The organism is Microcoleus sp. B3-A4 (genome assembly GCF_036705385.1).
Taxonomy (GTDB): Bacteria; Cyanobacteriota; Cyanobacteriia; order Cyanobacteriales; family Microcoleaceae; genus Microcoleus.
Window position 1 is genome coordinate 1 of the sequence record NZ_JAUBUI010000018.1, and the last position, 12,293, is coordinate 12,293.

The following is a 12,293-nucleotide window of genomic DNA, read 5'->3' on the forward strand; positions in this document are numbered from 1 at the left end:
CAGAGGTACTGGAATAAAAATTAATCCTCCTGTTTTTAATATCTTAAAGCCTCCCAAGCCTTAAGTAAACCGTATTGATGCTCCCGAGCAATTTATTGAAAAAATCAAACAATAATTGACTTTATGGGCGAACTGTATGAATGTGGAGATGATGTTGATTTCACCCGTTTTTCTATTCATTTCTTACACGAATTTCTTAGTTTTTAAGAGGCGGAGACTCAAAATAATTATGAATAAAAAAAAGTTTATGCCTAAAAATATTTCTTTCGGTTCAAAGCCTGTCTGAATTTTTATATAAGTTTCATAACTCCCATTTGGCTCTAAATCTGCAATCATAAAAAATATAGTAGCTACTCAAAAGTTCTCGCAATGACTTTTATCCCCTCCGAAGCGTTTAAATCTATTAGTTATCCCGATCGCACCGTAAAAAGAGCCGATCGCGCCGTCCGGTGCAGCCCTTTTCAATTACACTTCTTCCAGACCATCCGCGATAACAGTGTTTTCCTAACTGCGATCGCCTCAAATTCCGGTGTTGAAAGCGGCTACACCCGATCACCCGTATCCGAGCTCGTAGCCGAAAACTCGCTACTTTGGCTGATCCAAGTCGGTGTGTTGCGGCGGGAAGTAGACGGACAAGGGATTACCGACAGTTTTCGCCTCACGCCCCTGGGCCGCCAACTCGTGGAAAGATGGGAACAGGAAGGACAGGGAGTGCCGGCCGCGTCATTGTGCGATCGCATGGGAAATGCCGTTAGTCGCGGGTTGGGAGTATTTCTATAACCGGAATGGCGGCTAATAAGTGGTTGAAGCTTAAAATTTAAGCTTTTGGGCGGGCAAGATGCCCACCCCACAAGAGTTTGAAGAAATCCACCCCACAAGCAAATTTACTCTTTGTGGAACAGGCATCTTGCCTGTTCTTGAGAGATGTAAGTATAAATTAAATGCCCGATCGCTTAACTAATACAAATTAAACTTAAATTAAATAAAAATAATGGTTCAAAGCCCGACTAAACCTTTGACTCTCGATGAATTTCTCAAACGGCCCGAAACCAAACCGGCTAGCGAATTCATCGATGGTCAGATTATCCAGAAACCTAAGCCCCAAGGAAAACACAGCACAATTCAAAGCGATTTGGCTGCTGACATCAACCGGGTACTCAAACCGCAACGCATCGCCCGCGCCTATCCAGAATTGCGCTGTACCTTTGGAGGTCGATCGACAGTACCCGATCTTGCAGTCTTTACCTGGGAACGCATTCCCCGCGACGAAAACGGCGAAGTAGCCAACACTTTCGCCATCGCCCCCGACTGGACAATCGAAATTCTTTCCCCCGACCAAAGTCAAACTAAAGTCGTCCGCAACATTCTCCACAGTCTCGGCCACGGAACCCAGATGGGCTGGTTGATTGACCCGGAAGAAGAACTGGTATTTGTCTATTTTGCCGATCGCACCATAGCAGTTTTTGAAGAACCGGGCGATCGCATCCCCGTTCCAACCTTTGCCGAATCCTTCAATCTCACCGTCGGTGAAATGTTCAGTTGGCTGACTGAGTAGCGCCACCTCGGTTTATGAATGATTTAACCGCAGAGGGCGCAGAGGGCGCAGAGGAAGAGAAGAGAGAGATCTCTATGGATTTGGTTCGATCTAATGTGCGGTCGATCGCTTATACTAAAATATCTGGTTGTCAGCTCTTCAATGACGAGAGATGACTAAAGTTGTCACTACAAACTTCATTATGATTATTTAACCGGACTTGATATCATCTCTCAAATAACCGCTAACTACTAACAACTAACTACATAAAACGTTTCTCAAAAATGGAAGCTAAATCTTACAAAGACACCGTAAACCTGCCCAAAACCAAGTTTGATATGCGCGCCAACGCCGTCAAACGGGAACCTGAATTGCAACAATTTTGGGCAGATCAAGAAATCTACGATCGGCTTTCGGAAAATAACCCAGGCGACTTGTTCATCCTGCACGACGGGCCACCCTACGCCAACGGACAACTCCACATCGGCCACGCCCTCAACAAAATCCTCAAAGACTTTATCAACCGCTACCAAATGCTGCGCGGCAAAAAAGTCCGCTACGTTCCCGGTTGGGATTGTCATGGATTGCCGATCGAACTTAAAGTCTTGCAAGATAAGAAGATGAAATCGGAGGAACGGCTAAATCTTACGCCGATCGAACTTCGCCGCAAAGCCGCCGCCTTCGCGCAGCAAACAATGGAACAGCAGCGCGAATCCTTCCAGCGCTACGGCGTTTGGGGCGACTGGGAACACCCGTATTTAACCATGAAACCCGAATACGAAGCCGCTCAAATCGGCGTTTTCGGTCAAATGGTGCTCAAAGGCTACATCTACCGCGGCTTCAAACCTGTTCACTGGAGCCCGAGCTCGAAAACAGCCCTCGCCGAAGCGGAATTAGAATATCCCGAAGGCCACACGTCGCGCAGCATCTACGTCGGCTTTCATGTGAAAAAATTGTCAAAATCCCTGCAAACGAAGCTCAAGCGTTATATGCCGAGCCTCTGGGCGGCGATTTGGACGACGACTCCCTGGACAATTCCGGCAAACTTGGCGATCGCAGTTAATCCCGAATTGACTTATGCGGTGGTGGAACCGCCGGCAAATTCCCACATAGCACAACAATTTATGTTAGTAGCTGTCGATGCGGTCGATCGGCTGTCGGCAACTTTTAACACTGAATTAAAAATACTTGCTACCTTCAAAGGCAAAGAATTAGAAGGTTGCATCTACAAACACCCGCTGTTCGATCGCGAAAGTCCAATTGTTGCCGGCGGTGACTACATTACCGCTGATTCCGGGACGGGATTGGTGCACACCGCACCGGGGCACGGACAAGAAGACTTTATCGTCGGAAAACGCTGCGGTTTACCAGTTTTAACACCCGTAGACGAGAACGGAAATTTCACCGCAGAAGCCGGACAGTTTGCAGGTTTAGATGTCCTCGGAAACGGCAATGCCGCAGTGATTGATGCCCTTGCTGAGGCAAATTGTTTGATTAAAGAGGAAAGTTACGCTCACTCTTATCCTTACGATTGGCGCACGAAAAAGCCGACCATTTTTCGGGCGACGGAACAGTGGTTTGCGTCCGTTGAAGGATTCCGAGATGAAGCCTTAAAAGCGATCGCGGATGTGAAGTGGATTCCCGCCCAAGGGGAAAATCGGATTACTGCAATGGTGGGCGATCGATCGGATTGGTGCATCTCCCGCCAGCGGAGTTGGGGCGTTCCCATTCCCGTATTCTACGACGAAGAAACCAACGAACCGCTGCTGAATCAAGAAACGATCGCCTACGTGCAAGCCATCTTTGCCGAGAAGGGTTCGGATGCTTGGTGGGAATTGTCGATCGATGAATTGCTGCCGGAATCTTACCGCAATAACGGCCGCACTTACCGCAAAGGTACAGACACGATGGATGTGTGGTTTGACTCGGGTTCTTCCTGGGCCGCAGTTGCCCAAGGTCGATCGGAATTAAACTATCCTGCTGATATCTATTTGGAAGGTTCAGACCAACACCGCGGCTGGTTTCAATCCAGCTTGCTTACCAGTGTAGCAACTAACGGCGTTGCTCCTTACAAAACAGTTTTGACTCACGGTTTTGTGCTAGATGAAAAAGGCCGGAAGCAAAGCAAATCTCTAGGCAATGTTGTCGATCCGGCAGTCGTAATTAATGAATATGGAGCCGATGTTTTGCGGTTGTGGGTGTCTTCGGTAGACTACTCGGCAGACGTGCCTTTGGGCAAAAATATTCTCAAACAGCAGTCGGATGTTTACCGCAAAATTCGCAATACAGCTAAGTTTTTGCTGGGCAATTTGCACGACTTCGACCCGGCAAAAGATGCCGTTGCTTACGAAGAATTGCCGGAACTCGACCGCTATATGCTGCACAGAATGGGCGAAGTATTTGCGGAAGTCCAAGATGCTTTTGAAAGCTTCCAATTTTCCCGATTCTTCCAAACTGTGCAGAATTTCTGCACGGTGGATTTGTCTAATTTTTACTTGGATATTGCCAAAGATAGACTTTACATCAGCGCGACAGATACCCTTCGCCGCCGCAGTTGTCAGACGGTGATTGCAATTGCTGTGGAGAATTTAGCAAGGGCGATCGCACCTGTTTTGTGTCACATGGCTGAGGATATTTGGCAATACCTTCCCTATCCGACTCCTTACAAGTCCGTGTTTGAAGCCGGCTGGGTACAAATTGATGCTTCATGGCACAATCCAGAATTGGCTACTCGCTGGCAGTATTTGCGACAAGTGCGCGGCGAAGTTAATAAGGTTTTGGAAAAAGCCCGGATTGAAAAGGCGATCGGTTCTTCTTTGGAAGCTAAGGTTTTGCTGTATGTTCCCGATGTTGAGAAAAGACAGCAATTGCAAGCTTTGAATCCCAGCAGCGAAGGATTGGTGGATTATGTGCGATCGCAAAATTCAGTCATAGAGTTAGCCGCAGAGGAGAAAGCAAAAGCAGCACAAGATAAACAGGAAGAACAAGCGGCAAAAGTTGCTAAAGTCTTGACAGAAAACACAATTCATGTGAAAGCGGAAACGATCGCACAAAAGAGCGATCGATCTTCTCAGATAGTAGAGTATTCCGCCCCTGAACTGTCGGCTTCAGATTCGCAGCCAATCTTAGATCAAGCGCTCCAATTTGTGGCTAATTTGCCAGAATACGCGGGCAACTTTGTCACAGAATACCAAAAAGTGCTGGTCACACTGGGGCTGTTAGCCTCTGTGGTGATAACGGGTAGAGTAACGCTGGCGATTTTGGATACGATGAATCAGATTCCGCTTTTGGGAGGCTTATTGGAAGTCATCGGCATCTTATTTACAATCTGGTTTGCTTTCCGTCACTTGCTGTTTGCCGCCAACCGTCAACAACTGGTTCAAAAGATTGATTTTATGACAGCAGATGTGGTGGGCCGGACAAGCGGGCTTGTGCTTGCAGAAACACAGGCGATCGTACTCGCACCGCCACTAGAGACAGCGCTTGTGCTTGTAGAAGAAACACAGGCGATAGTACAAACAGCCCCAGTAGAAACGGCGCTTGTAGAAACACCCCAAATCCCGAAAGCAGAATTAGTTGCGATCGAACCCAAACCAGAAATTCCTGCTGAAATAGCTGTAACGCACGATTCTACAATGACCGCCAACGGTGTAGACGAACTGCGGTATTTGTTCATTACTTCGGAAGTGGAACTGGTAGAATCGAATGCAATCCTGCAAGAATTGCCGTACAGTTATCAGTCTCCCGAGTTGGCGATTGGTGTAGTGAAAGCAGACGGGGAAAAGTGCGATCGCTGCTGGAATTACTCGACTCATGTCAGCGAGTCGATCGAACATCCGCTAATTTGCGAACGCTGCGTTTCAGCAGTAGACCAAAAGTTCTAACGTAGGCTGCGCTTCGGGGAAAATTCTTGAGTTTGTGGTTGCCACATTCAGCCCGAAGCGCAGCCTACAATAACTTCATTTACTTATTTCTGATTAAAAAAACGGCAGACGATTTCACCAGGGTTGTTTTGTCCAAACGCCAAAACTGTTCCATCTTTCTTAGCTGTAGTGCGAGCGCGGCAATTGTAGACTTCCAGAGGCTGTTTCACTCCATCAACACTCAGAATTACCCTGTATTCCCAATAGTTTTTCGCACTGCGTTTGATATCGACAATGCAAATCTCGCTTTTTTGATAATTGCGGCATACAGAGGCGTCAGCAGGAAGCGCGACCCAGAAAAAAGATATTAATAGCAAAAAGTAGCAAACACATTTCATCATCTGCGATCGCCTTTTCCTTTACGCTACTCCGAACCCAGTATGCGGACGCTTGTAAGGCGGATGCAACCCCAACACAATATCCTCCTCAGACACTCCCATCTCGACAAATTCCCGTGCAATATCCACTTCTGTCATATTGCGCTGAATCCAAATTTTGCCATCCTTGATATCCAAATGAATGAAACAGTTGTATATCCGCTTTAGTCCCTCCCAGCCAACATCGAGTAACTGATAGTGGTCGTGTTCCCAATCAAAAACAAGCTGGCATTCAACGTCTGAATTAGGCTTTTCTATCGTTGCTTGTTGAGTGAGCAATTTGCGGATACACTGGCGGTAATGTTCTACTCTTTCCATTCCACAATTACCTCCTTTTGCGGATCGTAAACGACGAGTTTAAGTTGATACACATTGACCGCTTCTTGTATAAATGGCTCTTGAAAAAACGAGTCAAAAGTATCAAACGGTACTGCTAGATACAGTGTTCTGTCCGGTTCTTTGATTTGTAAGGCAAGCCGATAATTCAAAAATTGACCCAAGGCGAGATGAAAGTCAGTAATTGCAGAGTTGTTGAGGAAGCTTTTAATTTCAACAGCAATTTTTTGCCCTAATTTTTCCGCCGCCAAAATCTTCTCTGCGGCTAAATCAATCTCAAACTTAACGCCCTGAATTTTGACGATCAGCGGATCTGCGGTGATTTCCCACTCCTCCTTCTGAAGCGCTTTTTTTACAGCATCGTGAAATAAATCTCTAGCAGCCATTTCTCCCTCATACAGCTTCTATATCTATCTTATAGCAGCCAAAGCGCGCTAGCTGCTGCGATCGCCCTCAAGTCGCGACATCATAAGATAGCTGAACCATACCAGAACTGTATGTCTGACATCCAGTTAACTGCAAAGCTGTAGTATTTATGGGATTAACAAATAAAGGGATTCCCTCGCCTAAAATAATCGGGTGCACCGAGAGAATCACTTCGTTGACAAAATTTTGATTGAGGAAATCGCGAATCAGCAGAGAACCTCCCACCAACCAAATATTCTTGCCCTCAAGCAAGCGTAAGTCATTGACAAAACTCTCTAAATCTGTTACCACTTCTACATCAGAAGTGGCTTGAAAATCTAGATTTTTTGTAAAAACATAACTCTTTTTTTCTTGGTACGGATACTCGCCAAAAGTTAGAACTTGTTCGTAAGTTTTCCGACCCATGAGAACCGTATCGATGCTATCTAAGAATTTACTATAACCGTAATTTTGGTCTGTAAACAGCCAGTCAATATCGCCATTCGATCGGGCGATATAACCGTCCAGACTAGATGCAATGAATAGTACAATTTTCCGCATGGCAACACCGAGGTTTGGGGAATGATTGGGGCGATAATCGCCCGCACCACCTTAATTTTAAATGATTTAGCGTCCTGACGGTAGCTTGAGTTCGATACCCAGTTTGTTGCTGACATCGATCGCCGTATTAGCAAACTCAGTCACACCGGCGACACCAATTCCGATCGCCGCCGCCGCCGTTACAATAGCTTTTAAACTTTTCTTTAATCTGTCTTTATTCCATTGGTTTTCCGGTTTCTGAATTTCGGCTTCGACATCTTCGATATCGATAATTATATCATCGCGTACATCTTTGGGAAACTGCGCGCAATTTTCACGCAAAGATGCAATTAATGTCAAAATTTCTGCTGTATTAGCATTATTGATTTGATTAAATTGATTGTTTTTAACTTCGTTGTCGCTGCCGGCAACACCAGATATCGGGCCGTTGAAGGTGTTGGTTGTGGAAGAAGTGTCAGTCATTTTTTTACCGTCGATATTGATGTTTACTTGAATGCTAGAAGTATCTCCAGAGTCAGGTCGATCGATTCCAGAAATTCGCTCTTTTTCTTCCCATTGTTGCAAATTATCCGGGAAATCTTCCATTAAGCGGCGCACCTGAACCATTTGATAAGATTTGTAGCATTCGATTTCGTAGCGGTGGTTTGCCAAACGGCGGCGCAGTTCTTCAAAATCGTAGAGGTGAGGGTCTTGGCTGCCTTGGCATTGGTGACAATTGCAGGGGATGAGTTCTTGATATTTTAGGCGATTGTCATAAGTAGCATGAATTTTCCAGAGTTCGTGGCGGATGCGGTCTAAAAGAGATTTTTTCTGGTTGCCGGAAACTCGAATGCGGATTTCTCGTTGGTGGTAATTCTCGATAACTTCGGCTTTGGCGTAATTGTCGGCGAGGATGACTCCATCGCGCCAGACAATATCCCCCCTACCCTTTGGTAAATCGGATTGAGGGCGGTAGATTAACAAGTGCATTTCTACGATGAAGCGGGTAATGATGCCTTTGGGCATGAAGTCGTATTCGTAGCGCAAAATCAGGTTATCGGCGTCATCCCAGGTGTAGTTGGGCGTTTCGAGGGGGAGAAGTTGCGGGGCGATGTATTGTCCGGGTTGGCAGGGGATTTCGTAACACAGTTTGAAGTGTTTCATCAAGTGCAGCAGTTCGTCCTGCAAGTCTTGGTATTCTCTGTCGCGCCAGATTTGCTTGAGGTTTTCTTGGGTGAAGTACCCGTAGTTGGCGATGACTTCTGCGTTGTCGGTAACTTCTCCATTGTCGGTGACTTTTTTGTTGCCGATGAGTTTGTAAACAGCGTTGGTTGCCAATTCCGGACGCAGGATGACTACCTTTTTGAGGTTGGGGACTTTTTGGAAGTGGAGGATGATACCCAAGTCGTGGAGGTATTTACTGAGACTCAACATGGCGGGTTTATCCGACTTTTTGAAACCTTGGCCGGCGCAGATGTTGAAAAATTCACCGACTTCGATATGGGTTTGGTGTTGGGAATAGTTTTCCACAACATAGCGGACGTTTGCCCAGCGTTTGGGGATGGGCGTACTGATGTGTTCGAGGGTAGTGATGCGGTTTTGCAGGGCGCGTTGGAGGGCTTCAAGTCCGCGATTGGTGGCGAGGTTGGTAGCGAAATCTTTTTCTAGGTTGGGAAAGTCCCGCCGCTGTTGGGAGAGGTTGATTTCGCAGCGGATGTCTTGTTTTTCGTTTTGGACGAGGAAGACGGGACTGCCGTCGCTGAGGAGTTCGATGATACTCAGCCAGTAGCAGAGGTTGGGGTTTTGGCGGCGGTTATCGACGAGGAGGACATACACAGAACGTTCGGTGAGAAAAAATTGGTGGGTGGCGTGGTAGATTTCCTGTCCGCCAAAGTCCCAGAGGTGAACGCGGAAAGGTTTGCCGTTGGGTTGTGGGAATTCCCAGCGCATCACATCGATGCCTTCGGTGGTGGGTTCTGGTTTTTTGAGTTCGTAGTCGGTATTGAGGAGTTTGTTTGCTAGGGTGGTTTTTCCCGCTTCGCCTTCGCCGACAATCAAAAGTTTGGCTTCGTTGAGGTCTTCGGTAGCATTGGGGTCGCGAGTTTGGAAGTAGAAATCGAGAATGGTACGCAAATCGCCAGGATCTTTATATAATTCGTTTTCGCCCAGAATTTCCGGCGGAATTGGTATTGGATTACCCCGCAAATCCAATTGTTTCAGTTTCTCCATTTTGCCCAGAACTTCGGGAATTTCTGTAATCTGATTGTTTCTGAGGTCAAGCTGTGTCAAATTCGACAGTTTGCCCAGAACTTCGGGAATTTCTGTAATCTGATTGTTTCTGAGGTCAAGCTGTGTCAAATTCGACAGTTTGCCCAGAACTTCGGGAATTTCTGTAATCTGATTGCCACCGAGGTCAAGCTGTGTCAAATTCGACAGTTTGCCCAGAACTTCGGGAATTTCTGTAATCTGATTGTTTCTGAGGTCAAGCTGTGTCAAATTCGACAGTTTGCCCACCACTTCGGGAATTTCTGTAATCTGATTGTTCCAGAGCTTAAGCTGTGTCAAATTCGACAGTTTGCCCAGAACTTCGGGAATTTCTGTAATCTGATTGATCCAGAGGTTAAGCTGTGTCAAATTCGACAGTTTACCCAGAACTTCGGGAATTTCTGTAATCTTATTGTTCCAGAGGTAAAGCTGTGTCAAATTCGACAGTTTGCCCACAACTTCGGGAATTTCTGTAATCTGATTGTAACTGAGGTCAAGCTGTGTCAATTTCGACAGTTTGCCCACAACTTCGGGAATTTCTGTAATCTGATTGTAACTGAGGTCAAGCTGTGTCAATTTCGACAGTTTGCCCACAACTTCGGGAATTTCTGTAATCTGATTGCCACTGAGGTCAAGCTGTGTCAATTTCGACAGTTTGCCCACAACTTCGGGAATTTCTGTAATCTGATTGCCACCGAGGTCAAGCTGTGTCAAATTCGACAGTTTTCCCACCACTTCGGGAATTTCTGTAATCTGATTGTGTCTGAGGTCAATCTGTGTCAAATTCGACAGTTTTCCCACCACTTCGGGAATTTCTGTAATCTGATTGTTCCCGAGGTCAAGCTGTGTCAAATTCGACAGTTTTCGCAGAACTTCGGGAATTTCTGTAATCTGATTGTTTCTGAGGTCAAGCTGTGTCAAATTCGACAGTTTGCCCAGAACTTCGGGAATTTCTGTAATCTGATTTTTTCTGAGGTCAAGCTGTGTCAAATTCGACAGTTTGCCCACCACTTCGGGAATTTCTGTAATCTGATTGTAACTGAGGTTAAGCTGTGTCAAATGCGACAGTTTGCCCAGAATTTCGGGAATTTCTGTAATCAGATTGTTCCAGAGCTTAAGCTGTGTCAAATTCGACAGTTTGCCCACCACTTCGGGAATTTCTGCTATCTGATTGCTGCTGAGGTTAAGCTGTGTCAAATTCGACAGTTTGCCCACAACTTCGGGAATTTCTGCTATCTGTGAATTCCTAATCTGCAAACATCGCAGATTAGAGAATTTACCAATTATTTCAGGAATCTCTCGCAGCACCATTTTGGACAGGGAGAAAGTCCGAAGGTTTTCCAATTTGCCTAAACTTTCAGGCAGAGACTCTATGGGATTTCCCCACAGGTAAAAACCTTTCAGATATTGCAGCGTTCCGATTTCATCTGGCAAACATTGAAGTTGATTTTCTCCCAGTCCCAGTGTTTCTAGTAGCTTCAGGTTTTGAATGTGTGGTGGCAGTATAGAAATTTGGTTTTCCCGACATCCGAGATAAACAAGCTGAGGGAGCTGAAAAATACAATCAGGTAGTTCGGTAAACTGATTTTTAGGCAAATGCAACGCTTTGAGATTCACCAGTTGACTGATTTCGTCAGGCAAACTGGATAAGGCGTTAAAACCAAGCTGTAAAATTTTCAGATTGGTAAGCTTACCGATTTCAGGAGGTAGTACCACTAGCTTGTTGCCCACGCCTTCATTACCATCAATCCACTTCCCCAAAATCAAACGCTGAAGCTGCGTGCACTTGCCAATCTCCGGCGGCAATTCGTCCAACTCCAACCCGGCTAAATCCAGTTGAGTCAATTTTTCCGCCGCCGCTATGTCAATTCGCCGGACTGCTTCTTTTCGCGTCATGCCCTTTGTCTCTCGGTAGTCTTCATTTTATTGTGACAGAGATTTTTGTGGGTGGGGGGAATTATCGCCCGTACTCTTGAACCACAAAAACCGGATGACTCAACCCAGGCTGATTCTGCTTTTTGATGCGAATCAGCCGATCGAACAGTGAATCAACATCCTGAAGATAGGCATGAAGAATAGTAACTTGTCCCAAGTAATCTCGATCGTCTTTACACACAATAATTCCTGCATGATGTTCACCGCCACGGTGTAGCGCCACAAAATCATCGCGATTGAAGCTAATTACCGCCCGATTTTGTTCAGTAGCAAATCGGAGAACCTCGTCATCAGGAATCCCTTGATTCGCTTGACCAGCATCATAGGAAGTTAAAACATCACAGTCAAGGCTACGCAAATGCTCGACCATTGCGATCGGGAAATTTTCACTCTTAATACAGCCTCACCCTTTCAATCATCGGTTTGATGAGAAACAATAATGCGATCGATTTCTTCGCAGTGGCGATCGTAATAACGCCAAGCATTCTCTAAATCGCGATCGGACAAACCTGGATAATTCCGAAGTAACTCAGCCTCATCAGCCCCCTGTTGGTGAAGCGAAACCAGTGTCCAAACAGGAATGCGGGTGTTGCGAATCCGGGCATTTCCTCCACAGACTCCAGGCGTACTCTGAATCGCCCTAGCCCAGAGTTTTTCTTGAAACAGCAAACTCTCTTCAGGTGTCAGCGACTCAATGACTTGAATTAAGGAGTCAACCAACTGAATGTTCATAGCTGGAAATTTACAGAATATATAATAGTGCGAGCGCTCAAACTATCATAGCAAAATTCCCCAACACCAACCTCTCAAGCGGAGGGCACTTGCCTATCTCCGGCGGCAATTCCTCCAACCCCGCCAAATCCAATTCTGTCTGGCCCACATCGGCAGCTTTGTCGATAAACTGCAACAACTCCTCTGGCGTCATATCCTTTATCTCTCGGTAGTCTTCATTATTTTATTGCGACAGGATTTTTTGGT

At 46.0% G+C, this 12,293-nt stretch carries 11 protein-coding genes; 3 read left to right on the plus strand and 8 right to left on the minus strand.

Annotated elements, in window-relative coordinates:
- Window positions 1–369: 369 nt before the first annotated feature.
- The 3 genes from QUB33_RS10340 to ileS all read left to right on the plus strand — a co-directional run bounded on the left by QUB33_RS10340 (window position 370) and on the right by ileS (window position 5,418).
- A complete protein-coding gene (locus QUB33_RS10340) occupies window positions 370–780 on the plus strand; it encodes an Npun_F0494 family protein (RefSeq protein ID WP_333350059.1) in 411 nt (136 codons plus the stop codon).
- A gap of 211 nt (window positions 781–991) precedes the next feature.
- Window positions 992–1,555: a Uma2 family endonuclease gene (locus QUB33_RS10345; RefSeq protein ID WP_333350061.1), complete on the plus strand. Its 564-nt coding sequence runs from the start codon at window positions 992–994 to the stop codon at window positions 1,553–1,555.
- 263 nt (window positions 1,556–1,818) lie between these two features.
- The gene (gene ileS, locus QUB33_RS10350; RefSeq protein ID WP_333350063.1) at window positions 1,819–5,418 is read left to right on the plus strand and encodes an isoleucine--tRNA ligase; all 3,600 of its coding nucleotides are present in this window, start codon (window positions 1,819–1,821) and stop codon (window positions 5,416–5,418) included.
- Window positions 5,419–5,501: 83 nt separating this feature from the next.
- On the opposite strand, the gene QUB33_RS10355 is transcribed toward ileS, so the two are convergent.
- The 8 genes from QUB33_RS10355 to QUB33_RS10390 form a co-directional block, all read right to left on the minus strand.
- Entirely contained in the window at window positions 5,502–5,798 is a 297-nt protein-coding gene (locus QUB33_RS10355; RefSeq protein WP_333350065.1) for a hypothetical protein, read from the minus strand.
- Between the two features lie 18 nt (window positions 5,799–5,816).
- Window positions 5,817–6,152 carry a XisI protein gene (locus tag QUB33_RS10360; RefSeq protein WP_333350067.1) on the minus strand — a complete coding sequence of 112 codons (336 nt, stop codon included), beginning with the start codon at window positions 6,150–6,152 and terminating at the stop codon, window positions 5,817–5,819.
- Window positions 6,140–6,556 (minus strand): XisH family protein, encoded by a 417-nt coding sequence (locus QUB33_RS10365; RefSeq protein WP_333201260.1) that lies wholly within the window; start codon window positions 6,554–6,556, stop codon window positions 6,140–6,142. Before QUB33_RS10365 ends, QUB33_RS10360 begins: the two co-directional genes overlap by 13 nt.
- A gap of 67 nt (window positions 6,557–6,623) precedes the next feature.
- A complete protein-coding gene (locus QUB33_RS10370) occupies window positions 6,624–7,136 on the minus strand; it encodes a dihydrofolate reductase family protein (protein WP_333350069.1) in 513 nt (170 codons plus the stop codon).
- 66 nt (window positions 7,137–7,202) lie between these two features.
- On the minus strand, window positions 7,203–11,276 hold the full coding sequence (locus QUB33_RS10375) for a leucine-rich repeat domain-containing protein (protein ID WP_333350071.1): 4,074 nt from the start codon (window positions 11,274–11,276) through the stop codon (window positions 7,203–7,205).
- A gap of 61 nt (window positions 11,277–11,337) precedes the next feature.
- Complete coding sequence (locus QUB33_RS10380; RefSeq protein WP_333350151.1) at window positions 11,338–11,712, minus strand: DUF5615 family PIN-like protein; 375 nt, start codon at window positions 11,710–11,712, stop codon at window positions 11,338–11,340.
- Between the two features lie 14 nt (window positions 11,713–11,726).
- Window positions 11,727–12,047, minus strand: a complete 321-nt coding sequence (locus QUB33_RS10385) for a DUF433 domain-containing protein (RefSeq protein WP_333350074.1) — start codon at window positions 12,045–12,047, stop codon at window positions 11,727–11,729.
- A 37-nt stretch (window positions 12,048–12,084) separates the two neighbouring features.
- On the minus strand, window positions 12,085–12,240 hold the full coding sequence (locus tag QUB33_RS10390; RefSeq protein WP_333350077.1) for a hypothetical protein: 156 nt from the start codon (window positions 12,238–12,240) through the stop codon (window positions 12,085–12,087).
- Window positions 12,241–12,293 lie beyond the last annotated feature (53 nt).